Raw genomic sequence first — 21,549 nt, 5'->3', positions numbered from 1 at the left:
TGTTCTAGTTTCCCGCCGTGAACGCGATCAGCAGGGCAAAGACCACCAGTGTCAGCACGATGCCCAGCAGTCCAAGCATCGGCAGGCCAAAGATCCAGACCAGCAGCACCGCCAGCACGATCACCAGCAACAGCACAGCATAAATGCGGAATGTCAGGCCAGAGGCGGCGGGTTCTTCGGACATGGGTCTGCTTCCTTTCTATGGCTTCGATGCGCCGGGCTTTATTTAACGCCGTTCACCAGGGCGGGGCAATCGCCCTGAGAAATCCGGTCAGATCGCCGGTTCTGTGGCCAATATGCGGCGCGTCGGCTTTGCGGCTGTCCGAGACCAGCACGGTCCGCATCCCCAGCCGATGCGGAATTTCCAGATTGCGGGGGTCATCCTCGAAAAATGCCGCACGGGTCGGGTCAAAACCCGCCTGTGCGATCACGGCGTCATAGGCGATGGCCTGCGGCTTGGGGTGAAAGCCAGTCTCTTCGATGCCGAACACTGCCTCGAACAGGTCCAGCCCGCGCGCGGCCAGCACCTTTCGGGCATAGGTGGAATCGCCATTCGTGTGCACGATCTTGCGGCCCGGCAGGGCGCGGATCGCATCGGCAAGATCGGGCGCGGGGACAAGGCCGGTAAAATCGATGTCATGCACTTCGGTCAGATAAGCCAGCGGATCGACCGCATGTTCGGCCATCAGCCCGGCCAGCGTCGTGCCGTGCCGCCGCCAGTAATCGCGGCGCAGGTGATCGGCCTGATTTTGCTCAAGCGCCAGAAGGCGCATGACATAAGCGGTCATCCGTTCCTCGATCTGCGGGAACAGGGCCATGCTGGGCGGATAAAGCGTGTTGTCCAGATCAAAGATCCAGAAATCGACATGAGCGAAATCCATGTGGTTTTCCTAGCCGGTCAAGGACAAGCTTGCAATTCCCGGATTGCGCGGCCAATCGTTGCGGTCATGAAAGACGATGCTTATTCCCTGATCCTTGCCGCGATTGAGGGCGGTCTGTATCGCCCCGGCGACCGGCTGGTCGAATCCGAGCTGGCCGAAAGGTTCGGCGTCAGCCGCACCCCCGTGCGCGAGGCGTTGCAGCGGCTGGAAACGCAGCAGATGCTGGTTCGCGACGGGCGCAGCCTGATCGTCGCCTCGTTGGATCACAACCAGTTGGCGGAACTTTACGTCGTCCGGGCCGAGCTTGAGGCACTGGCGGCGCGGCTGGCTGCGCGCCACGCCACCCCCGAAGAGGTGCGGGTGCTGGCGCAACTGGTCGCCGATGACCAGAAGGCGGTTGGCAATCCCGAGGCGTTGGCCCGCGCCAACAAGCGGTTCCACCGCCAGATCCATCTGGCTTCGCATAATCGTTATCTGGTGCAGCAGCTTGATCTGGTGCACCGGACCATGGCGCTGATGGCCAAAACCTCGCTTGCCGCCGAGGGGCGGGGCGAAACCGCGCTGGCCGAACACAAGCGCATTGTAGATGCGATTGCGGCGGGTGACGGCGCTGCTGCGGACAGGGCGCTGCGGCAGCATATTTCGATGGCATGGGAAACGCGGCTCAAGCTGGAGGCGCAGGCGGATCGTGGCTGAGGCCATGCGGATCATCGAAACCGAGGCCGATCTGGCCGAGGGCGTGGCGCATCTGGCCCGCGTCTGTCCGGTCTGGGCGCGGGTTCTGCCTGAAATCGGACCCCTGCCGCTGCGGCGGCGCGGTGACGGGTTTCAGGCGATGGCCAGCGCGATCGTCGCGCAGCAGATTTCGGTGGCGGCGGCGGATGCGCTCTGGTCGCGGCTGGATGCCGCCGGTCTGACCCTGCCGGAAAATATCGCCGCCGCAACGGAGGACGATTTGCGCGCCGCCGGTCTGTCGCGGCCCAAGGCGCGCTATTTGCAGGGCATCGCGGCATCCGGGCTGGATTGGCCGGGCCTGCGCGATTTGCCTGACGATCAGGCGATTGCTGCGCTGGTCGCGCTGCCCGGTGTGGGGGTCTGGACCGCCGAGATCTATTTGAAATTCGCGCTTGGCCGCGCCGATGTCTTTGCCGCCGGCGATCTGGCCCTGCAAGAGGCCGCGCGGATGATGTACGGGCTGGCGGATCGTCCCGGCCCCGCCGCGCTGCGTCAGATCGCGCTGCCCTGGCAGCCCTGGCGGGCGGTTGCGGCGCGGGGGCTGTGGGCCTATTACCGGCTGGCAAAAGGACGCGAGGGAATCCGATGACGCAGTTGAAATTCGCCCGCAAGGGTCCGCAGGACGCCGATGCGGTGGTCGTGTTCCTGCACGGCTATGGCGCGGATGGTGCCGATCTGCTGGGTCTGGCCGATCCGCTGTCGCCGCATCTGCCCGGCACGGCCTTTTACGCCCCCGACGCGCCCGAGCGCAGCGTGAATAACCCCTTCGGCTATCAGTGGTTTCCGATTCCGTGGCTGGACGGCTCGTCCGAGGAACAGGCCGCGCAGGCGATGGCGACCTCGATCGGATTGCTGAACGGTTTTCTGGACAAGGTGCTGGCGGATGAGGGCGTCGCTGCCGACCGGCTGGCCGTGATTGGCTTTTCGCAGGGCACAATGATGGCGCTGTACGTCCTGCCTCGCCGTGACAGGCCGGTGGCAGGGGTCGTCGGCTTTTCCGGTCGGCTGCTGAAGCCCGAAACGCTTGAGGCCGAGGCGAAGGTCAAGCCGCCGGTCCTGCTGATCCACGGTGACGAGGATCCGGTCGTGCCCTTTGCCGATATGGGCGTGGCTGGCGAGGCGCTGGAAAAGGCCGGGTTCACGGTTTACGGCCATGTCATGAAGGGCACCGGCCACGGCATTTCGCCGGACGGCCTGTCCGTCGCGCTGAGTTTTCTGAAAGACCGGCTGGGCAAGTGACCTGTCACGCCCAAAGGGCGGGTTCTGCGATCTCGATGGAATTGCCCGCAGGATCGCGGAAATAGATCGAGCGCGCGCCGCCCGGCCAGCGGAAATCGGCCTCTATCCCGACGCCATGCGCGATCAGATGCGCGCGCCAGTCATCCAGCCGCCTGGTCGCCACGGCCAGGCAGAAATGCCCCGGCCCGCGCGCGCCATGTGCTGGCGCGGCGTTCGGCGTGCCCTCTGGCGGTGCCTTTCCGGTGGCCTCGGGGTTAAAGACCAACAGCACCTGCGGGCGCGGATCACCGGTCACGCGGAAAAACACATGCCTGCCGGGCAGCGCCGCAATCACCGACAGCCCGATCACATCCACCCAGAACCGTGTCGCAGCCTCAAGATCATCCGCGTAAAGCGCGGTTTCAAGGGTGCCAAGGATCGGGGGCGCGGCGGCGGTCACTTTATCAGTCCGTGGTCGCGGCGGTCAAAATGGCGGTGATGAAATGGCGCATCGGAGAACCGTTGAAGCACTGCATTGATACGCCCCAGATTGCCACCTTCCTGCCCACAGGACAATCTGTCGCAGCCGGTGATCGCAACATCCGCATGACGGATAAATCCGGGGGCTTGTCAGGGGGCGGACACGATATATAGTCGGGGCAAGCTTCCGACGATTGTTTCTGACCGCAAAAGACAGAGCGAACGGAAAGGCGACATGCTGGATAAGCGTCATCAGACCGAGTTTCGGACCCAGTTCGTGCGCGAACCGACGAATCTGCGCCATCACCCGGCACTGGTGCTGAACGCGGATTACCGGCCGTTATCCTATTACCCGCTGTCGCTGTGGCCCTGGCAAGAGGCGATCAAGGCGGTGTTTCTGGACCGGGTCAGCATTCTGGCGGAATATGACGAGGTGGTGCGAAGTCAGCGGCAAGCCTTTCGGATCCCGTCGGTCGTTGTCCTGAAAGATTATGTGAAACCCCAGAAGCGCGTGGCCTTCACGCGCTTCAATCTTTTTCTGCGCGACGAATTCTGCTGCCAGTATTGCGGTGCCAAGGGCGATCTGACCTTTGACCATGTCGTGCCCCGGTCACGCGGCGGGGTGACAAGCTGGGATAATGTCGTTGCGGCCTGCTCGCCCTGCAATCTGCGCAAGGCCAATCGCAGCCTGCGCCATTCGGGGCTGACGTTGCGGCGCAAGCCGCGCCGTCCCGAGCCGGAAGAAATGCACGCGATCGGCCGACGCTTTCCGCCGAACCATCTGCATGAAAGCTGGATGGATTTCTTGTATTGGGACGCCGAACTGGAAAGCTGATCCCGTCAGCCGTCCTGATCGCGATGACTGCTGATCGACAGATGCAGCACCGCAGCCACGCTCAGGATGACAAGCGCAAGAAGAAGCAGCGAAATCCCCGAGGCGACGCTGGCCCATAGCGTCATGACGGTCGCGATTGCGACCAGTAGTATCGTCAGCAGAAATTGCGGCAGCGGCATCGTATTCAGTCTCCTCGTTTTCAATATGGCGATGCGGACGTGATATGAAAAGCGCCGTCACGCAGATGGTTCAATTTTTGCGTATTTCCACTCATCAAGCGGTCCGGTGCGCGAAATCGGTTATCGTGTGTCTCTATTCTGTCCGTTACAACGACATATTTATCGCGAATCTGAAACAGCCCGTTCGGATGGGTATCCGGGGCATTCGGCGACAGGGCAGCGGCGTAACGAATCATGGCAAATGTTCGCTGAATGTTCTAGGCTTGGGCCATGCTGCCACCACGCAACCCAGATGAACTGCTGAAGGCCCGAGGGGCCGATACCCGGCCCGATGGCCGGTTCGAAACCCACAGCCGGGAACGGGTCTCTGACGGTTGGGACATTCCCGAGGACAACCATCTTTTGAGGACCGAAGTGGTGACGGAACAACCGCGCAGCATCATCACGCGCAACAATTCGCCCGATCTGGCGTTTGACCGCTCGATCAACCCCTATCGCGGCTGTGAACATGGCTGCATCTATTGCTATGCCCGGCCCAGCCACAGCTATCTTGGCCTGTCTCCTGGGCTTGATTTCGAAACGAAAATCACCGCCAAACCCAATGCTGCCCGCCTGTTGGAGCGGGAAATCGGGCGCCCTTCCTACAAGGTCGCGCCGGTGGCGTTGGGTACGAATACCGACCCCTATCAGCCGGTCGAGGCGCGGATGGCGATCATGCCCGGTATTTTGCGCGTTTTGCGCGACTGGAACCATCCGGTTACGCTGATCACGCGCGGGCGGACAGTGCTGCGCGATCTGGATCTGTGGGCGGAAATGGCGGCGCGGCAGCAGGCGGCCATTGGCATCAGCGTGACTACGCTGGATGCCGGGCTGGCCCGCGCGATGGAGCCCCGCGCACCCGCGCCGCAGACCCGGCTGGACATGATCCGCCACCTGTCGCGCGCCGGTATTCCGGTGCGGGTGATGGTCGCCCCGGTGATCCCCGTCCTGACCGAACCCGAGATCGAGGCGATCCTGACCGCCGCGCGCGAGGCCGGTGCGACCTATGCCAGCATGATCCCGCTGCGCCTGCCCCATGAGGTCGCGCCGCTGTTCCGTGACTGGCTGGCGCGGCTGCGTCCGGGAATGGCCGCGCATGTGATGAACCGGGTGCAGGCGATGCGCGGCGGGCGCGACAACGACCCTCGCTATGGGCATCGCTTTCGTGGCGAAGGGATCGAGGTCGGGCTGATGCATCAACGTTTTCGCCTGACTTGCAGGCGGTTGGCCTATCGCGAGGGAATGGAACCTTTGGACAGCAGCCGCTTTGGTCCCCCTCCGCGCGCAGGCGACCAGTTGTCACTGTTCTAGACATGCGCCCCCTTGACCTTGCCGCGTGACAGGCCGAACCTTCATGCATGATTTCCGATCTCAGTGACCGCCATGACCAACCAGATCGCACTTTTCCTGTTCGCCGTGATCGTCACCATCCTTGTGGCGGATCACCTCTGGCTGCATCTGGGGCTGCCGGTGATGGCGGGTAAGCAGATCGTCGCGGCCGTCGAATATCTCAGCTTCTGGCGTTAGGGCGTGCGCCGGACGCAGACCAGCCGCAGGATCGTGTCGATGTTGAAGCGCAGGCGTTCGTCCAGCGCCTCGCGGTCCATCAGGTCGCGTTCATAGATGATCGAGCCGGTAAAGCGGTTGGTGAGATAGTAATAGCCGATTGCCGCGATGGTGATGTTCAGTTGCACCGGGTTGACGCCTTCGCGGAACACGCCCTCGGCGGTGCCCCGTTCAAGGATATTTGCCACAAGATCGACATATTGGCGGCTATAGCTTTGGACCAGCGGCGATTTCTTCAGATGCTTGGCGCGGTGCAGGTTCTCGCTGTTGACCAGCGTAATGAATTCGGGGTTGTCCAGATAGTAGGTCCAGGTAAAGCGAACCAGACGTTCCAGTGCTTCGACCGGGGGCAGGTCTTCAAGGTTCAGGCGGGTTTCGGCGGTGCGGATATCGACATAAGCCTGTTCGATGACCGCCTGAAACAGCGCCTCCTTATTACCAAAGTAGTGATAGATCATCCGCTTGTTGGCCCTGGCCTTGTCGGCGATGGTATCCACCCGCGCGCCAGCCAGCCCAAGGCGTGAAAATTCGCGCTTCGCGGCGGCCAGAATGCGGCCTCTGGTCGCCTCGGCATCACGGATCCTTGGCTTCGAATCACGGGCGCGGGCCTTGCTGGCCTGATCCTGCTGCTGGTCGCGATCTGCTGCCGTCACGGTCACATCCTTTGTTCAATCTGCCCGTTCTAAGGCACGAACCGGGCATTTCCAAGGCGCGGCATTCGCAAAGCCGCTTGACGCGCGAAGGTTTCATGAAGTAACCAGATAGTGCGTAAACTGCGATTGGCAGGCGCGATGCGGGCGAACGGTCCGCAACCAGCGGCTTACGACCGCATTCAGGGAGGGATACATGTCAACTTTCATCCGCGATTTCATTGAACGCGAGAAACTCAACCGCCGGAAATTCCTGCTGGCCTCGGCGGCGGGCATGGGCAGTCTGGCGTTGCCCGGTACGCTGCGCCCGGCGCTGGCTGCCGAAAACCCGGCGCTTGCATGGTCCTATCGCGACCGCGCTTCGGCCTATTGGAACGCCATCGTTTCGGGCGGCGAGGCCTATGTGGAATCGCTGGGGCTGAATAAATCGGCACTGACGAACCTGATCAACGAGGGCTCGTCCGAAAAGTCGCTGTCCGACATCAAGGGTTTTCTGTCGAAGAATAACGGCAATTGCGCCATTGCCTGCGATCCGAATGACAGCCCCAATGCGCGCCCCATCGTCGAGGCAACTCAGGCCGCCGGGGCTTTTGTCTCGACTATCTGGAACAAGGCCGATGATCTGCATCCTTGGGATTTCGGCGACAATTATGTCAGCCACATGAGCTGGTCGGGCGTCGAGCCATCGAAACAGGCGGCGATTGCGCTGTTCGAGGCTATCGGTGGCAAGGGCGCCATCGTCCATATCGGCGGCATCCCCGCGAATATCCCCGCCATCGAACGGCTGGAGGGGCTGAAACAGGCGCTGGTCGAATATCCCGATATCGAATTGCTGGATGTGCAGTCCGCCGACTGGGACACTGCCAAGGCCGCCAGTCTGATGTCCTCGTTCGTGACCCGCTATGGCGACGAGATTGCGGGCGTGCATTGCGCCAATGACAACATGGCCTACGGCGTGCTTGAGGCGCTGAAGGCCGAGGGCATGCAGATGCCCGTGACCGGCTTTGACGGCAATCCCGAGGCGGTGCAGATGGTCATGGATGGCGATCTGCTGGCCACCGTCTTTACCAATCCGTTCTGGGGTGGCGGTATCTCGCTGGCGTTGGCGCATCAGGCGGCTATCGGCGCGTTCAAGCCGTCCGAGGAACCGAACGAGCATCGCGAATTCTATGGTCCCTCGCTGGTGGTGACACAGGCGGATGCCGCTGAATTCAAGGCGAAATACCTGGATTCGAACCCCGCATACGACTGGAACGACCGTTGGAGCCTGCTGGCGGGCCCCATCCAGTATAACGGCTAAGGCGGTTCGGCGGGCGGCACCGGCTGCCCGCACCCCTGCGACATTTCTGACAAGGCGGTATTATGGACCGGAACACCCTGTTGAAATGGGCTCCGTTGCTGGTGCTCATCCTGTTGATCGCGTTGTTCACGCTGGTCAACGCGAATTTCCTTTCCGTGCGCAATTTCGCGCGTCTGGCCATCGCGGCCTCGCCGCCGCTGATGGTGGCTCTTGGCGTGACCTTCATCATCATCATGGGTTCCATTGACCTGTCGATGGAAGGCACGGTCGCGCTGACCGCCGTGCTGTTCAGCCTGCTGTTTCTGGGCCTGGGGGATACGCTGATCCCCTTTGGCTGGATCGCGCTGCCCGTGACGCTGATCATCGGCACAGCCATCGGCGCGGCGGTCGGGCTGGTGCATGTGCGGCTGAAAATTCCGTCCTTCATGGCCTCGCTGGCGATGGGCTTTGTTGGCACGGGCGCGGCAATCCTGATCACTGGGGGGGCCATCGTGCGCATCCATGACGATGTGTTCCGTGGCCTGCTGACGGTGCGTGTGCTGCAATTTCCGCTGATGTGCTGGCTGGCGGCGCTGTGTTTTCTGGGCGCATGGTTCATCCAGACCAAGACGACGCTGGGGCGCAATTTCTATGCCGTCGGCGGAGGCGAGGATCTGGCCCATGCCTCGGGGCTGAACGTCAAACGCGTCCGCATCATGGGCTTTGCGCTGGCTGGCATGTTCTATGCCATGGCGGCGATCATGATGGTGGCGCGGCTGGGTCAGGCAGAATCGACCACCGGCGCGAACATGATGTTCACCTCGATCACCTCGGTCGTGGTTGGCGGCGTGGCGCTGTGGGGCGGAATCGGTGGCGTGTGGAACGCGCTGGTCGGCGTGCTGATTGTCACCGTCATCGGCAACGGCATGGTCGTCGCTGGCCTTCCGACCTTTATTCAGGACGGCGTTCTGGGCGTCCTTGTCATCGTCGCGGTGGTGCTTTCGACCGACCGCAAGACCATCAGTTTCGTGAAATGAGGCCCCGCCATGTATGAGCTCAAGGCCGTAGACAAGAAATTCCCCGGCGTTCACGCGCTGAAATCCATCGACTTCCAGATCAGGCGCGGCGAGATCGTCGGTCTGGTCGGCGAGAACGGCGCCGGCAAATCAACCATGATGAAGGTGATTTACGGCGCCTATCAGCCCGATGGCGGCCAAGTCACCATCGACGGCCAGCCCGTCCGCTTTGCCAGCCCGCGCGATGCGATGGCCAAGGGCATCGGGATGGTGTTCCAGGAACAATCGCTGATCACCAACCTGACGGTGATGGAGAACATCTTTCTGGGCTATGAACAGCAATTCACCCGGCGCGGCATCATCGACTGGAAATCCATGTCCGAGGCCGCGAAAAAGCAGCTTGCCAAGGTCAAGCTGGACATCGACCCGGCAACGATCACCTCGGCCCTGTCCTTCGCGCAGCGGCAACTGGTCGAACTGGCCAAGGTGCTGACGCTTGAGGAACGGGTCGATGGCGATCTGGTGATCCTTCTGGACGAGCCGACTTCGGTTCTGGCCAAGGAAGAGGTCGCGCTGCTGTTCAAACTGGTGCGCGAACTGACATCGCGCGCGTCGTTCATCTTTGTCTCGCACCGGATGGACGAGGTGATGGAACTGTCCGACCGCATCTATGTGATGAAGGATGGCGAGGTCGTGGATGTCGTCGAACGCGGACAGGCCACCACGGACGAGATCCAGCACAAGATGGTCGGTCGCGACGTGGACAAGGAATATTACCGCGAACAGCACCAGAAACCCTATGATGCGGAAAAGGTGCTGCTGGAGCTTGACGGCGTCGGCTTGCCGGGCCGGGTGAAAGACATCTCGTTCAGGCTGCATGCAGGCGAGGTTCTGTGTCTGGTTGGCACCGAGGGGTCGGGGCGCGAGGCGATCCTGCGCACGATCTTTGGCATGCTGACCCCGACCGAGGGCCGGGTCAGCATCGACGGCGCGGCGGTGTCGCGCTTTTCCGCGCAGAACGCGGTTGCCGCAGGCGTGGGTTACGTGCCCCGCGAACGCAAGATCGAGGGCATCGTCTCGGGGATGAATGTCTATGAGAACATGACCCTGTCGCAGATGGGAAATTATTCCAGCAAAAGCGTTCTGGCCGTGGGTCGCGAACGCGGACTGGCGCGCGACTGGATCAGGCGGCTGTCGATCAAGGCGCATTCCGAATATGCCGATTGCGGCAACCTGTCGGGCGGCAACCAGCAAAAAGTAGTGCTGGCGAAATGGCGGTCCGGGGGTACGCGGATCATGCTTCTGGATCACCCGACGCGTGGTCTGGATATCGGCGCCAAGGAAGATGTCTACGATATGGTCCGCGAAATGAGCGCGAACGGAGTCGGCATCATTCTTGTGGCCGATACGCTGGAAGAGGCCATTGGCCTGTCGCACACGCTGATCGTTCTCAAGGACGGCGAGATCCAGAAACGCTTTGACGCGGAACCGGGCAGCAAGCCGTCGCTGTTCGACCTGCTTCACTATATGATCTGAGGTGGCAGAATGAACTTTCAGAAAATCCGCCCGCATCTTCCGTGGATCACGCTGGTCGTGCTGATGGCGCTTGTCGGGCTGGCAAACCCCGACTTTCTGGCCCCGGTCAACCTGTTGGGCATGGCAGGCGACATCGTGCCGCTGTTCGTCATGGCCCTGGGGATGACCTTTGTCATCTATATCGGCGGTATCGACCTGTCGGCGCAGTCCATGGCGAACATGATCACCGTGGTCGCGACGATCTGGCTGGCCAGTCTGGGGCCGGGGGTTGCGCTGCTGTGCATCCTGCTGGGCTTTGGCCTTGGCTATCTGTCGGGCTTTGTTACCACGCGGCTGCTGGTGCCGTCGTTCATCTCGACGCTGGCAGTGGGGGGGCTGGCCTTTTCGATGGCACAATGGCTGTCCTCGCAGCGGGCCGTGACCATGGATGCAGAACAACGCAACCGCATCTTTGGCTGGATCATCGGGCAGACCGGCATAGTTCCGAATGCGCTGATCATCGCCATTGTGCTGTTGGGCATCGCGCTGTTCATCGAACGCCGTACCACGCTTGGCCGCGCGCTGAAGGCCGTGGGTGCGGGGGAACTGGCGGCGGCGGCCTCGGGGATCAACGTGGCGCGGTTCAAGATGCTGGCCTTTGCGATTTCAGGGGCGCTGGCGGCGATTGCCGGGCTGATCTTTGCGGTCAAGCTGTCGGGCGGTGCGCCGACCATTGCCAATGGTTTCCTGTTGCCCGCCATCGTCGCGGTGCTGGTCGGCGGCACGCCCCTGACCGGAGGCGTTGGCGGCGTGCTGAACACCGCCATCGGCACGCTGATCGTGGCCGTGATCCGGTCCTCGATGCTGTATTTCGAGATCGACGCGACCAAGCAGCAGATGGTGTTCGGACTGGTGCTGATCGTCGCCATCGCCCTGACCATCGACCGCAGCAAACTGCGCACAGTCAAGTAACGGAGGTTATCATGGATCATCCCGCAAACCGTCTGTCACTGCCCGAAACGCCGCGCGAATTCGGCTTTTTCATTGACGGGGAATGGCGCGACGGCGATCAGATGATGACACGCCATTCGCCTGCGCATGGGGTCGGTGTGACCCGCGTTCCGCAATGTTCGCAGGCCGATCTGGATGCGGCGGTCTCGGCCGCCCGCGCCGCCTTCGAGGATCGCCGCTGGTCGGGCCTGCCGGGCAGCGAACGCGCAGCCATCCTGTTGCGGGCGGCATCCCTGTTGCGGGCCCGCCGGGACGAACTGGCATATTGGGAGGTGCTGGAAAACGGCAAGCCCATCGTGCAGGCGCGGGGCGAGGTCGATCACTGCATTGCCTGTTTCGAGACCGGGGCGGGTGCCGCGCGGTTGCTGCATGGCGACAGTTTCAACAATCTGGGCGACAGCCTGCTGGGGCTGGTGCTGCGCGAACCGGTGGGGGTTGTGGGGCTGATCACGCCGTGGAATTTTCCGCTGCTGATCCTGTGCGAACGGGTGCCCTTTATCCTGGCCTCGGGCTGTACGCTGGTGGTAAAGCCCGCCGAAGTGACCAGCGCAACGACCCTGATCCTTGCCGATATCCTGTCCGAGGCCGGGCTGCCCAACGGCGTCTATAACGTCGTCACCGGCACCGGCCCGACCATCGGTCAGGCAATGAGCGAACATCACGGCATCGACATGATGTCCTTTACCGGATCAACCCGTGTCGGACGCTCGGTCGTGCATGCCTCGGCCAGCAGCAATTTCAAGAAGCTGGGGCTGGAACTGGGCGGAAAGAACCCCATCGTCGTGTTTGCCGACGCCAATCTTGAGGATGCGGCGGATGCCGCCGCTTTCGGGATCGGCTTCAACACCGGGCAATGCTGCGTGTCCTCGTCGCGGCTGATCGTGGCGCGCGGCATCGCCGCAGAATTTGAAACGCTGCTGGCCGCGAAGATGGCGAAAATCCGCGTCGGCGATCCGCTGGATACGGCGACGCAGATCGGCGCGATCACCACCGGGGCGCAGAACGACACGATCCTGTCTTATATCGCGCAGGGCAAGGCCGATGGCGCGCAGGTCCGTACGGGTGGCGCGGCGCTGGATCTGGGCAGGGGGCAGTTCATCGCGCCCACCCTGCTGGGCGGCGTGTCCCCCGGCATGTCGGTCGCCAGGGACGAGATTTTCGGCCCGGTTCTGGTCTCGATGCCCTTCGACACGGTGGATCAGGCCGTGGCGCTGGCCAATGATACGGTTTACGGGCTGGCGGCAAGCGTGTGGTCGCGCGACATCAACACCGCGCTGACCGCCGCGCGCCGCATCCGCGCGGGCCGGTTCTGGGTCAACTGCATCATGGCCGGCGGACCGGAAACCCCGCTTGGCGGATACGGGCAATCCGGCTGGGGCCGCGAATGCGGCATGATGGGGGCCGAGGAATACACCCAGGTCAAGACCGTCCATATCGACACCGGGCCACGCGCCCGCTGGATCGGATAGGGGACGGGACATGGCACAGGGCTTTGACTATGTAATCGTCGGCGGAGGCTCGGCAGGATGCGTTCTGGCCGCCCGCCTGTCCGAAAACCCCGACGCCCGCGTCTGCCTGATCGAGGCGGGCGGCAGGGACCGCAACCCGCTGATTCACATGCCGGTTGGTTTCGCGAAGATGACACAGGGTCCGCTGACATGGGGGCTGGTGACAGAACCGCAGAAACACGCCAATAACCGCGAAATCGTTTATGCGCAGGCGCGGGTTCTGGGCGGCGGTTCCTCGATCAACGCCGAGGTCTATACGCGCGGTCACCCCTCGGATTACGACCGTTGGGCCTCGGACGAGGGCTGCGAGGGCTGGGCCTTCCGCGACATCCAGCAGTATTTCCTGCGCTCCGAGGGCAATGACATCCTGTCGGGAGAATGGCACGGCACGCAGGGGCCTCTGGGCGTGTCCAACCTGCCCGATCCGCAGCGTACCACCCGCGCCTTTGTCAAAAGCTGTCAGGAACTTGGCCTGCCCTATAATCCCGATTTCAACGGTCCGGTGCAGGAAGGTGCGGGGGTTTATCAGACCACTATCCGCAACAACCGGCGCTGTTCGGCGGCGGTGGGTTATCTGCGGCCGGTGCTGGATCGCAAGAACCTGACGCTGATCACTGACGGCATGGTCCTGCGCGTGGTCTTTGACGGCACGCGGGCGACCGGCGTGGAAATCGCGCGCAAATCCGGGACCGAGGTGATCGCCGCCGGGTCCGAGGTGATCGTGACCTCGGGAGCGGTGGGCACACCCAGGCTGATGATGCTGTCAGGCGTGGGTCCGGCGGATCACCTGCGCGAACACGGGATTGGCGTGGTGCAGGATCTGCCCGGCGTGGGTCAGAACCTTCAGGATCATTTCGGCATCGACATCGTGGCCGAACTGAAGGACCACACCAGTCTGGACAAATACGGCAAGCCGCATTGGGGCCTGTGGGCAGGCATGCAATATATGCTGTTCAATTCCGGCCCGGTGACGTCGAACGTGGTCGAGGGCGGGGCGTTCTGGCACAGCCAGCCGGGCGGCACTGTGCCCGACCTGCAATTCCATTTTCTCGCGGGCGCGGGGGCCGAGGCCGGGGTGCCTTCGGTGCCCAAGGGGTCGTCCGGGGTGACGCTGAACAGCTATTTGCTGCGGCCCAAGGCGCGCGGCTCGGTCAGGCTGCGATCTGCTGACCCGCGCGATCTGCCATGCGTGGACCCGAATTTCCTTGGCCATCCGGACGATCTGCGGGCCTCGGTCGAGGGCGTCAGGATCAGCCGCGACATATTCAGCCAGCCCAGCATGCAGGAATATATCAAGGAACTGCGCTTTCCCGATGTCGGCGTGCGGACGCAGGCCGACTATGAAGAATATGCCCGTCAATATGGCCGCACCTCGTATCATCCGACCTGTACCTGCAAGATGGGGGTGGACCGGATGGCGGTGGTCGATCCGCAATTGCGGGTACACGGGCTTGACGCGATCCGCATCTGCGACAGTTCCACCATGCCGTCGCTGATCGGGTCGAACACCAATGCGCCGACGATCATGATCGCCGAAAAGGCGTCGGACATGATCCGCGGCAATCGCTGAGGCAACGAGGGTTATCATGTCGAAAATCAAGACAGCAGCCGAGGCCGTCGCGCTTATCCCCGATAACGCGGTCATGGCGGTAAATTCGTCTTCGGGGCTATGCTGTCCCGACGCGGTGCTTGAGGCCATTGGCCAACGGTTCGAAACGACCGGCGAGCCGCGTAACATCACCTCGATCAACCCGATCGCGGCGGGCGATTTCTTTGGTACAAAGGGCGTCGATCATTACGCGCGGCCCGGATTGCTGGCAAAGATCATTGGCGGTTCCTATCCCTCGGGTCCGTCGAATGCCGAACCGCCAAAGATCTGGCAGATGATTCTGGCCGGGGAACTGGCGGCGTGGAACCTGCCTTCTGGCGTAGTGTTCGACATGCTGCGCGAGGGGGCGGCGCTGCGTCCCGGCGTGCTGACCAAGGTGGGGATGGACACATTTGTCGATCCCGAACAGGATGGCGGCGCGATGAACGACAGGGCGCGGGCGCAGCCCATCGTGCGGCGGGTAGAGTTTGACGGCGACACATGGCTGCATTTCCCCGCCATTCGCCCCGATATCGCCATTATCCGCGCCACCACGGCGGATGAGAACGGCAACCTGACCTTCGAACAAGAGGGCGCGGTTCTGGGCGCGATGGAGATGGCGCTGGCGGCGCATAATTGCGGCGGCAAGGTTATCGCCCAGGTCCGGCGGGTCTGTGCCAATGGCACGCTGCGGCCCCATGACGTCAAGGTGCCGGGTATTCTGGTCGATGTCATCGTCGAGGCGCCCGAGATGCTGCAAACCACTGCGACGCGCAACGATCCGGCGATCTCGGGCGAGTTGTTCCGCCCTCTGCACAGCTTCCGCCGCCCTGATTTCAATATCGGCAAGGTCATCGCCCGCCGCGTGGCCACGGAATTGCGCGACGGTTGGGCGGTGAATATCGGCTTTGGCATTTCCGCCAACGTCCCGCGCATCCTGCTGGAAGAAGGCCATCACGGCAAGGTCACATGGGTGATCGAACAGGGTGCGGTGGGCGGGGTACCCCTGCTGGATTTCAAGTTTGGCTGTGCCGCCAACGCGCAGGCCTTTGTCGCCGCGCCGCATCAGTTCTGCTATTTTCAGGCCGGAGGCTTTGACTGTTCGCTGCTGTCCTTTCTGGAAATCGGCGCGGATGGCTCGGTCAATGTCTCTCGGTTGTCGGCCACGCCGCACCGGACGGCGGGGGCGGGCGGTTTTGTCGATATCACGACGCGGGCGAAGAAGATCGTCTTTTCCGGCAATTTCAATGCCGGGGCGAAGATGCGGGTACAGGATGGCCGGATCGTCATCGACCGTGAGGGCAAGATTGCCAAGATCGTGCCGAAGGTTGATCAGGTCAGTTTTTCGGGCCGCCGGGCAGTGGCGCAGGGGCAGGATGTGACCTATGTAACCGAACGTTGCGTATTGCGGTTGACCACCGAAGGGCTGACGGTGACAGAAATCGCGCCGGGCATCGACCTGCAACGCGATGTGCTGGACCAGGCTGCCACACCGCTGCGAGTGGCGGGCGATCTTCGGGAAATGGACCTGCGCCTGTTCCGCGACGAACCCATGGACCTGACGCTGTGACCGGCCCGATGGCGGCGCGGCGGGCCACCGAATCGGCGCAGATGCTGGTAAATGCCGCCGAAAGCGAACAGAATGGTCTTATGGCCCGGTTGATCGCAGGCGCGTATACCCGAGTGTCGGCCAGTTACCGCAACCGTCATCACGGGAAAACGCAGGAATGACACCGCAGGATCGCGCCTTTCTGACCAGCCTGTTCACCGCCGCTGTCGCCGCCGCAGATCCCGAACGGGTGCTTGCCGCACATCTGCCGGACCGTCCGAAGGGGCGGACGGTGGTTGTCGGCGCGGGCAAGGGCGCGGCGCAACTGGCCGCCGCGTTCGAAGGGCTGTGGGGGGATGACCCTCTGACCGGCGTGGTCGTGACCCGCTATGGCTATGGCTGCCCGACGCGCGGCATCCGCGTGCTTGAGGCCGGGCATCCCGTGCCGGATGCCGCGGGGCTGGCCGCCTCGCGGGCACTGTTCGACGCCGTGCAGGGGCTTGGCCGCGACGATCTGGTCGTGGCGCTGATCTGCGGCGGAGGCTCGGCCCTGCTGCCCATGCCACCCGGAGATCTGACGCTGGATGACGAGGCGGCGCTGAACCGGGCGCTGCTGGCTTCGGGCGCGCCGATTTCCGTGATGAATGTGATCCGCAAGCAGGTGTCCGGCATCAAGGGCGGGCGGCTGGCGGCAGCGGCGTATCCGGCGCGGGTGGTGTCGCTGATCGTGTCGGATGTGCCGGGCGATCAGGCGTGGCAGGTGGCGTCGGGGCCGACAGTGCCCGACGCCGCCTCGCGTCAGGACGCGCGGGCGCTGATCCGCAATTGGCGCATCGGCCTTCCCGAAGCCGTCGCCCGCTGGATCGCGGGCGATCAGGGTCAGGCCCCCGATCCCGGCGATCCGGTCTTTACCGGCCATCAGGCGCGCGTCGTTGCCTCGGCCCGGCTGTCGCTTGAGGCGGCCGCCACGGCGGCGCAGTCGCAGGGCATTCCCGCCTTCATCCTGTCCGACTGCATCGAGGGCGAGGCGCGCGACGTTGGGCAGGTCCATGCCGCCATCGCGCGCGAGGTGGCGACCCGCAACCGTCCCTTCACCCGCCCCTGCGTGATCCTGTCGGGCGGCGAAACCACCGTGACCCTGCGCGGCAAGGGCAAGGGCGGGCGCAACACGGAATTTCTGCTGGCCCTCGCGCTGGCCGCCGAAGGCGTGCCCTTTGCCGCGCTGGCTGCCGATACTGACGGCATCGACGGGTCCGAGGATAACGCAGGTGCCTTTGCCGATGGCGACAGCATGGCGCGGCTGCGGGCCATGGGTGGCGATCCGGCGGCGGCACTGGGCAGCAATGACGCCTGGACCGCGTTTCACAGCCTTGGCGACCTGTTCGTGCCGGGACCGACCGGCACCAATGTCAACGATTTCCGCGCCATCCTGCTGCGCTGAAATCCCCCTTCTTTTCCCCGGTCGGAATGAAAATTCTTGACTCGGGATTACTGCAACCAATAAGTAACCGGTCAGTTACAAAAAGAGGCCCCAATGTATATGTCAGAGATGCAACAGCAGGTGCGCGACATGGCGCGCAGCTTTGCAGATGAGGTCATTCGCCCCGCTGCCGAGGGGCTGGACCGGGATGAAAGATTTCCCGCCGAGATCTATGACCAGATGGCCGGGCTGGGACTGTTCGGCATCGCCGTCCCCGAGGATATGGGCGGCCCCGGTTTCGACACGATGACCTATGCCGTGGTGATGGAGGAACTGTCGCGCGGCTATGCCAGCATCGCCGATCAATGCGGGCTGGTCGAACTGATCTCGACCCTGCTTGTCCGGCATGGCTCGGATGCGCAGCGCGGGCTGCTGGCCGATATTCTGGCGATGAAAACCCGCGTCGCCTATTGCATCACCGAACCCGAGGCGGGCACCGACGTGTCAGGCATTCGCACCTCTGCCGTCAGGGATGGCGATGGCTGGGTGCTGAATGGCGGCAAAATCTGGATCCATAACGCCCCGGTCGCCGATCTGGGTTTCGTGCTTGCCCGCACCGACAAGAATGCGGGCAATCGTGGCATGTCGATCTTTATCGTCGATCTGCATGCGCCGGGTGTCGAACGCGGCCCCAAGGAACACAAGATGGGGCAGCGCGCGTCTCAGGTGGGGGCGCTGACCTTTACCGATGTGCGGCTGGGGGCGGATGCGCTGTTGGGTCAGCAGGGGCGCGGGTTCCATATGATGATGTCGGTTCTGGACAAGGGCCGCGTGGGCATCGCCGCGCTGGCCGTAGGAATCGCGCAGGCCGGGCTTGAGGCGGCGGTGGATTATGCGTCGCAGCGCAGGCAGTTCGGCAAGTTGATCAGCGATTTTCAGGGCGTGCAATGGCTGCTGGCCGACATGGCCAAGGATATCGAGGCCGCACGGCTGCTGGTTCATAGTGCGGCAAGCAAGATTGACCTGGGGCAGGACGCGACGAAATACTGTTCCATGGCGAAATGCTTTGCGGGGGATATGGCGGTGGCACGAACGGCGGACGCGGTGCAGGTTTTCGGCGGCTCGGGATATATCAGGGGGTTCGAGGTCGAACGCCTCTATCGCGACGCGAAGATCACCCAGATTTACGAGGGTACCAATCAAATTCAGCGCATGATCATCGCGCGCGAACTGATGGCAAAAGGCGCGCGCGCATGAGCGGGGTCGCCCTTGTCACCGGCGCTTCGCGCGGGATCGGGTTGGCGGTGGCGCGGTCGCTGGCCGCCGAGGGCTTTGCCGTGGCCGTCAACGGCATTGCGGATGATCAGGAACTGCGCGAGGCGGTGGCCGGTTTGCGCGACGCCGGGGGCCGGGTCATGGCCGCTCCTTTTGACGTGACCGACATCGCGGGCCACGCGCGCGAACTGTCCCGGATCGAGGCGGAACTGGGGCCGCTGACTACGCTGGTCAATAATGCGGGCGTCGGCGTGATCAGCCGCGGCGATCTGCTGGACGTGACCGAGGAAAGCTGGGACCGCTGCGCGAACGTGAACAGCAAGGCGATGTTCTTCCTGTCGCAGGCCTTTGCCCGGCTGCTGCTGTCGCGGCCCCGGCCCGTGGGATTTCATTCCATCGTAAATGTCACCTCGTCCAACGCCAGCGCCGTCGCCGTTGCGCGGTCGGAATATTGCGCCTCGAAGGCGGCGGCGGCGATGGTATCAAAGGCGCTGGCCGTAAGGCTGGGGCAGGAAAACATTGCCGTCTATGATGTCCAGCCGGGGGTGATCGCGACCGACATGACCGCCTCGGTCATCGAGACCTATCGTGAAAGGATCGAGGCCGGGATGACGCTGTTCCCGCGTATCGGCCAGCCCGCCGATATGGGCGCAATCATCGCCACCCTGGCCAGCGGTCGGCTTCCTTATACCACCGGGCAGGTGATTTCGGCTGATGCCGGGATGCTGGTCCCCCGTTACTGAGGTTTCGTCATGAAGATTTCCTTGCCCGACACGCAGGGCCGCATGGCCGATTATACCCTGCAAGGTACGCCCATCGCGCAGGCGTCGCTGCCCGCGAACGCTGCGCGCGTGGTCTATTCCGCCGCGCATGTGGTGGCCGATCCCTTCGCCGCCAATCCCTCTGGTGCGGCCGTGGTGGACTGGGACAGGACGATGGCTTTTCGCCGCCATCTGGCCGGTCTGGGCCTTGGCATCGCCGAGGCGATGGATACCGCGCAGCGCGGCATGGGCCTTGACTGGCCTGGCGCGCTGGAACTGATCCGCCGCACACGGGCCGAGTTGCCCGACGCGCTGATCGCCAATGGCTGCGGCACCGACCATCTGAACCCCGCCGATGCGCGCGGCATCGATGACGTGATCCGCGCCTATCTGGAACAGATGCAGGCGATTCAGGCCCTTGGCGGCAGGTTGATCCTGATGGCCAGCCGGGCGCTGGTGCGTGTGGCGAAGGGTCCGCAGGATTATATCGACGTCTATACCCGCGTGTTGGCCGAGGCCGATCATCCGGTCATCCTGCACTGGCTGGGCGAGATGTTTGACCCGCAGCTTGCCGGATACTGGGGCGCGGCGGATTTCGAAACCGCGATGGAGACCGCGCTGGCGATCATTCATGCGAATGCGGCAAAGGTGGACGGCATCAAGATCAGCCTGCTGGACAAGGGCAAGGAAATCACCATGCGCCGTCGTCTGCCTGCGGGTGTGCGCATGTATACCGGCGACGATTTCAACTATCCCGAACTGATCGAGGGCGACGATCACGGCTTCAGCCACGCGTTGCTGGGCATTTTCGATCCGCTGGCCCCGGCGGCGGCCTATGCGGTGGACCGGCTGGGTCAAGGTGATGCGGCGGGGTTTCGCGCCACGCTGGACCCTACCGTCCCGCTGGCCCGCACGATCTTTGGCGCGCCGACGCAATATTACAAGACCGGCGTGGTGTTTCTGGCCTGGCTGAACGGGCTTCAGGATCATTTCATCATGCTGAACGGCCATCAGGCGATGCGCCCGCTGCCCTATTTTGTGCAGGTATTCGGTCAGGCCGATCAGGCGGGGCTGCTGTGCGATCCCGACCTGGCGGTTGCACGGATGCGGTCGCTGCTGGCGATCTATGGCGCGTAAGATGCGGGATTTCAGCAATGACCATTCCGCCCTTGCGCTGAACACCGCGACGCTGGGGCATAATCTGGACGGGTATGGCGCGGGCTGGCCCCCCGAACGCGTCATCGACGCCTGTGCCGAACGCGGGCTTGGCGGCATCGTCTTCTGGCGGCGCGAAATCGGGGCAAGGGCGGCTCAGATTGGCGACCGCGTTCGCGCGGCGGGGATGCGGGTCGCGGGCCTGTGCCGCACGCCCTATCTGACCGGATCAGAGGCGGGCTCGGATGACGAGGTCAAGGCCGGCATCGATATGGCCGCCGCCCTTGGCGCGCCGGTGCTGACCATCGTGACGGGCGGAACCGATCCCGGCACCAAAGGCATTGCCGACAGCCAGAAGCGGCTGGCCGGGCGGGTGGCGCAGGTGGCGGAATATGCGGGCGCGCGCGGCGTGTCTCTGGCACTGGAACCGCTGAACCCGATGTTTGGCGGCAACCGGACCTGCATCTTCACCGTCGCCGATGCGCTGCGTATCTGCGACATGGCGGGCGCGCCGAATGTCGGCGTGGCGGTCGATGTCTATCATGTCTGGTGGGACAGCACGCTGGCCGACAGCCTGCAAGGCGCAGGCGGGCGGATCATGGGGTATCACCTGTGCGACTGGCTGCACGACACCGGCCACATGCTGCTGGACCGGGGCATGATGGGCGATGGTGTGGCCGATCTGCGCGCAATCCGCGCCGCAGTCGAGGGCGCGGGTTATGACGGGCTGTGCGAGGTCGAGGTGTTTTCTGCCGGAAACTGGTGGAAGCGCGACCCGAACGAGGTGCTGGATGTGATGGTGCAGCGGTTCCGTACGGTCTGCTGATCCTCCTATCATCACGGATGGCCGGCGGCGTTTTTGGATCAAAGCCGTTGACGCCGCGCCATC

The 21,549-nt window shown here is 63.4% G+C and carries 24 protein-coding genes; 19 read left to right on the top strand and 5 right to left on the bottom strand.

Features of this window, described 5'->3' with window-relative positions; all coding sequences use genetic code 11:
- Positions 1-4 precede the first annotated feature (4 nt).
- Together ACK5L9_RS12645 and ACK5L9_RS12640 are read right to left on the bottom strand one after the other, a co-directional pair.
- Entirely contained in the window at positions 5-184 is a 180-nt protein-coding gene (locus tag ACK5L9_RS12645) for a hypothetical protein (protein WP_416911822.1), read from the bottom strand.
- 52 nt (positions 185-236) lie between these two features.
- Positions 237-881 (bottom strand): pyrimidine 5'-nucleotidase, encoded by a 645-nt coding sequence (locus tag ACK5L9_RS12640; RefSeq protein ID WP_416911821.1) that lies wholly within the window; start codon positions 879-881, stop codon positions 237-239.
- 66 nt (positions 882-947) lie between these two features.
- Between ACK5L9_RS12640 and ACK5L9_RS12635 the strand changes: the two genes are divergently transcribed.
- The 3 genes from ACK5L9_RS12635 to ACK5L9_RS12625 are packed head-to-tail and all read left to right on the top strand — an operon-like array spanning position 948 to position 2,855.
- On the top strand, positions 948-1,577 hold the full coding sequence (locus ACK5L9_RS12635; RefSeq protein ID WP_416911820.1) for a GntR family transcriptional regulator: 630 nt from the start codon (positions 948-950) through the stop codon (positions 1,575-1,577).
- Between the two features lie 4 nt (positions 1,578-1,581).
- Positions 1,582-2,205, top strand: coding sequence for a DNA-3-methyladenine glycosylase family protein (locus ACK5L9_RS12630; RefSeq protein ID WP_416911838.1), 624 nt, complete (start codon positions 1,582-1,584; stop codon positions 2,203-2,205).
- On the top strand, positions 2,202-2,855 hold the full coding sequence (locus ACK5L9_RS12625) for an alpha/beta hydrolase (protein ID WP_416911819.1): 654 nt from the start codon (positions 2,202-2,204) through the stop codon (positions 2,853-2,855). The genes ACK5L9_RS12630 and ACK5L9_RS12625 overlap by 4 nt, the downstream gene beginning before the upstream one ends.
- A gap of 4 nt (positions 2,856-2,859) precedes the next feature.
- Here the strand turns inward: ACK5L9_RS12625 and ACK5L9_RS12620 are convergent, their stop codons facing one another.
- The gene (locus tag ACK5L9_RS12620; RefSeq protein WP_416911818.1) at positions 2,860-3,294 is read right to left on the bottom strand and encodes a VOC family protein; all 435 of its coding nucleotides are present in this window, start codon (positions 3,292-3,294) and stop codon (positions 2,860-2,862) included.
- Positions 3,295-3,549: 255 nt separating this feature from the next.
- On the opposite strand from ACK5L9_RS12620, the gene ACK5L9_RS12615 reads away from it, so the two are divergent.
- The gene (locus tag ACK5L9_RS12615) at positions 3,550-4,149 is read left to right on the top strand and encodes an HNH endonuclease (RefSeq protein ID WP_416911817.1); all 600 of its coding nucleotides are present in this window, start codon (positions 3,550-3,552) and stop codon (positions 4,147-4,149) included.
- Positions 4,150-4,154: 5 nt separating this feature from the next.
- On the opposite strand, the gene ACK5L9_RS12610 is transcribed toward ACK5L9_RS12615, so the two are convergent.
- Positions 4,155-4,328: a hypothetical protein gene (locus tag ACK5L9_RS12610; RefSeq protein WP_416911816.1), complete on the bottom strand. Its 174-nt coding sequence runs from the start codon at positions 4,326-4,328 to the stop codon at positions 4,155-4,157.
- Between the two features lie 270 nt (positions 4,329-4,598).
- Between ACK5L9_RS12610 and ACK5L9_RS12605 the strand changes: the two genes are divergently transcribed.
- Positions 4,599-5,678, top strand: coding sequence for a PA0069 family radical SAM protein (locus ACK5L9_RS12605; protein ID WP_416911815.1), 1,080 nt, complete (start codon positions 4,599-4,601; stop codon positions 5,676-5,678).
- 72 nt (positions 5,679-5,750) lie between these two features.
- On the top strand, positions 5,751-5,894 hold the full coding sequence (locus ACK5L9_RS12600) for a hypothetical protein (RefSeq protein ID WP_416911814.1): 144 nt from the start codon (positions 5,751-5,753) through the stop codon (positions 5,892-5,894).
- On the opposite strand, the gene ACK5L9_RS12595 is transcribed toward ACK5L9_RS12600, so the two are convergent.
- Positions 5,891-6,586 carry a TetR family transcriptional regulator gene (locus ACK5L9_RS12595; RefSeq protein ID WP_416911813.1) on the bottom strand — a complete coding sequence of 232 codons (696 nt, stop codon included), beginning with the start codon at positions 6,584-6,586 and terminating at the stop codon, positions 5,891-5,893. The two genes, ACK5L9_RS12600 and ACK5L9_RS12595, sit on opposite strands and share 4 nt — an antisense overlap.
- Before the next feature lie 193 nt (positions 6,587-6,779).
- Here ACK5L9_RS12595 and ACK5L9_RS12590 point away from each other — a divergent pair, with 193 nt between their 5' ends.
- The 13 genes from ACK5L9_RS12590 (at position 6,780) to ACK5L9_RS12530 (ending at position 21,486) form a co-directional block, all read left to right on the top strand.
- A complete protein-coding gene (locus ACK5L9_RS12590) occupies positions 6,780-7,883 on the top strand; it encodes a sugar ABC transporter substrate-binding protein (protein WP_416911812.1) in 1,104 nt (367 codons plus the stop codon).
- A 62-nt stretch (positions 7,884-7,945) separates the two neighbouring features.
- Positions 7,946-8,899: an ABC transporter permease gene (locus ACK5L9_RS12585; RefSeq protein WP_416911811.1), complete on the top strand. Its 954-nt coding sequence runs from the start codon at positions 7,946-7,948 to the stop codon at positions 8,897-8,899.
- 9 nt (positions 8,900-8,908) lie between these two features.
- Entirely contained in the window at positions 8,909-10,414 is a 1,506-nt protein-coding gene (locus ACK5L9_RS12580) for a sugar ABC transporter ATP-binding protein (RefSeq protein WP_416911810.1), read from the top strand.
- A gap of 9 nt (positions 10,415-10,423) precedes the next feature.
- Complete coding sequence (locus ACK5L9_RS12575; protein WP_416911809.1) at positions 10,424-11,365, top strand: ABC transporter permease; 942 nt, start codon at positions 10,424-10,426, stop codon at positions 11,363-11,365.
- Positions 11,366-11,376: 11 nt separating this feature from the next.
- Complete coding sequence (locus ACK5L9_RS12570) at positions 11,377-12,873, top strand: aldehyde dehydrogenase family protein (protein WP_416911808.1); 1,497 nt, start codon at positions 11,377-11,379, stop codon at positions 12,871-12,873.
- Between the two features lie 10 nt (positions 12,874-12,883).
- The gene (locus ACK5L9_RS12565) at positions 12,884-14,482 is read left to right on the top strand and encodes a GMC family oxidoreductase (RefSeq protein ID WP_416911807.1); all 1,599 of its coding nucleotides are present in this window, start codon (positions 12,884-12,886) and stop codon (positions 14,480-14,482) included.
- Between the two features lie 16 nt (positions 14,483-14,498).
- Positions 14,499-16,070: an acyl CoA:acetate/3-ketoacid CoA transferase gene (locus tag ACK5L9_RS12560; protein WP_416911806.1), complete on the top strand. Its 1,572-nt coding sequence runs from the start codon at positions 14,499-14,501 to the stop codon at positions 16,068-16,070.
- A complete protein-coding gene (locus tag ACK5L9_RS12555; RefSeq protein WP_416911805.1) occupies positions 16,067-16,231 on the top strand; it encodes a hypothetical protein in 165 nt (54 codons plus the stop codon). Before ACK5L9_RS12560 ends, ACK5L9_RS12555 begins: the two co-directional genes overlap by 4 nt.
- On the top strand, positions 16,228-17,490 hold the full coding sequence (locus ACK5L9_RS12550; protein ID WP_416911804.1) for a glycerate kinase type-2 family protein: 1,263 nt from the start codon (positions 16,228-16,230) through the stop codon (positions 17,488-17,490). Before ACK5L9_RS12555 ends, ACK5L9_RS12550 begins: the two co-directional genes overlap by 4 nt.
- A gap of 93 nt (positions 17,491-17,583) precedes the next feature.
- On the top strand, positions 17,584-18,726 hold the full coding sequence (locus ACK5L9_RS12545) for an acyl-CoA dehydrogenase family protein (protein ID WP_416911803.1): 1,143 nt from the start codon (positions 17,584-17,586) through the stop codon (positions 18,724-18,726).
- A complete protein-coding gene (locus ACK5L9_RS12540) occupies positions 18,723-19,487 on the top strand; it encodes a 3-ketoacyl-ACP reductase (RefSeq protein ID WP_416911802.1) in 765 nt (254 codons plus the stop codon). Before ACK5L9_RS12545 ends, ACK5L9_RS12540 begins: the two co-directional genes overlap by 4 nt.
- 9 nt (positions 19,488-19,496) lie before the next feature.
- Positions 19,497-20,642: a dihydrodipicolinate synthase family protein gene (locus ACK5L9_RS12535; protein WP_416911801.1), complete on the top strand. Its 1,146-nt coding sequence runs from the start codon at positions 19,497-19,499 to the stop codon at positions 20,640-20,642.
- Between the two features lies 1 nt (position 20,643).
- Positions 20,644-21,486 (top strand): sugar phosphate isomerase/epimerase family protein, encoded by an 843-nt coding sequence (locus ACK5L9_RS12530; protein ID WP_416911800.1) that lies wholly within the window; start codon positions 20,644-20,646, stop codon positions 21,484-21,486.
- Positions 21,487-21,549 lie beyond the last annotated feature (63 nt).

The sequence above is a fragment of the Paracoccus sp. (in: a-proteobacteria) genome (genome assembly GCF_047973135.1).
In the GTDB taxonomy this organism is placed as follows: domain Bacteria; phylum Pseudomonadota; class Alphaproteobacteria; order Rhodobacterales; family Rhodobacteraceae; genus Paracoccus.
The sequence above is the reverse complement of the archived record's forward strand: the minus strand, read 5'-3'. Positions and strand labels throughout refer to the sequence as shown.

What these genes read in the sequence shown, in the direction of transcription:
- ACK5L9_RS12635 (WP_416911820.1), top strand. Translation starts at nt 948, where the DNA reads ATGAAAGACGATGCTTATTCCCTGATCCTTGCCGCGATTGAGGGCGGT.
- ACK5L9_RS12600 (WP_416911814.1), top strand. Translation starts at nt 5,751, where the DNA reads ATGACCAACCAGATCGCACTTTTCCTGTTCGCCGTGATCGTCACCATC.
- ACK5L9_RS12625 (WP_416911819.1), top strand. Translation starts at nt 2,202, where the DNA reads ATGACGCAGTTGAAATTCGCCCGCAAGGGTCCGCAGGACGCCGATGCG.
- ACK5L9_RS12545 (WP_416911803.1), top strand. Translation starts at nt 17,584, where the DNA reads ATGTATATGTCAGAGATGCAACAGCAGGTGCGCGACATGGCGCGCAGC.
- ACK5L9_RS12560 (WP_416911806.1), top strand. Translation starts at nt 14,499, where the DNA reads ATGTCGAAAATCAAGACAGCAGCCGAGGCCGTCGCGCTTATCCCCGAT.
- ACK5L9_RS12640 (WP_416911821.1), bottom strand. Translation starts at nt 881, where the DNA reads ATGGATTTCGCTCATGTCGATTTCTGGATCTTTGATCTGGACAACACG.
- ACK5L9_RS12530 (WP_416911800.1), top strand. Translation starts at nt 20,644, where the DNA reads ATGCGGGATTTCAGCAATGACCATTCCGCCCTTGCGCTGAACACCGCG.
- ACK5L9_RS12605 (WP_416911815.1), top strand. Translation starts at nt 4,599, where the DNA reads ATGCTGCCACCACGCAACCCAGATGAACTGCTGAAGGCCCGAGGGGCC.
- ACK5L9_RS12575 (WP_416911809.1), top strand. Translation starts at nt 10,424, where the DNA reads ATGAACTTTCAGAAAATCCGCCCGCATCTTCCGTGGATCACGCTGGTC.
- ACK5L9_RS12580 (WP_416911810.1), top strand. Translation starts at nt 8,909, where the DNA reads ATGTATGAGCTCAAGGCCGTAGACAAGAAATTCCCCGGCGTTCACGCG.
- ACK5L9_RS12570 (WP_416911808.1), top strand. Translation starts at nt 11,377, where the DNA reads ATGGATCATCCCGCAAACCGTCTGTCACTGCCCGAAACGCCGCGCGAA.
- ACK5L9_RS12615 (WP_416911817.1), top strand. Translation starts at nt 3,550, where the DNA reads ATGCTGGATAAGCGTCATCAGACCGAGTTTCGGACCCAGTTCGTGCGC.
- ACK5L9_RS12550 (WP_416911804.1), top strand. Translation starts at nt 16,228, where the DNA reads ATGACACCGCAGGATCGCGCCTTTCTGACCAGCCTGTTCACCGCCGCT.
- ACK5L9_RS12645 (WP_416911822.1), bottom strand. Translation starts at nt 184, where the DNA reads ATGTCCGAAGAACCCGCCGCCTCTGGCCTGACATTCCGCATTTATGCT.
- ACK5L9_RS12585 (WP_416911811.1), top strand. Translation starts at nt 7,946, where the DNA reads ATGGACCGGAACACCCTGTTGAAATGGGCTCCGTTGCTGGTGCTCATC.
- ACK5L9_RS12590 (WP_416911812.1), top strand. Translation starts at nt 6,780, where the DNA reads ATGTCAACTTTCATCCGCGATTTCATTGAACGCGAGAAACTCAACCGC.
- ACK5L9_RS12630 (WP_416911838.1), top strand. Translation starts at nt 1,582, where the DNA reads ATGCGGATCATCGAAACCGAGGCCGATCTGGCCGAGGGCGTGGCGCAT.
- ACK5L9_RS12535 (WP_416911801.1), top strand. Translation starts at nt 19,497, where the DNA reads ATGAAGATTTCCTTGCCCGACACGCAGGGCCGCATGGCCGATTATACC.
- ACK5L9_RS12540 (WP_416911802.1), top strand. Translation starts at nt 18,723, where the DNA reads ATGAGCGGGGTCGCCCTTGTCACCGGCGCTTCGCGCGGGATCGGGTTG.
- ACK5L9_RS12610 (WP_416911816.1), bottom strand. Translation starts at nt 4,328, where the DNA reads ATGCCGCTGCCGCAATTTCTGCTGACGATACTACTGGTCGCAATCGCG.
- ACK5L9_RS12565 (WP_416911807.1), top strand. Translation starts at nt 12,884, where the DNA reads ATGGCACAGGGCTTTGACTATGTAATCGTCGGCGGAGGCTCGGCAGGA.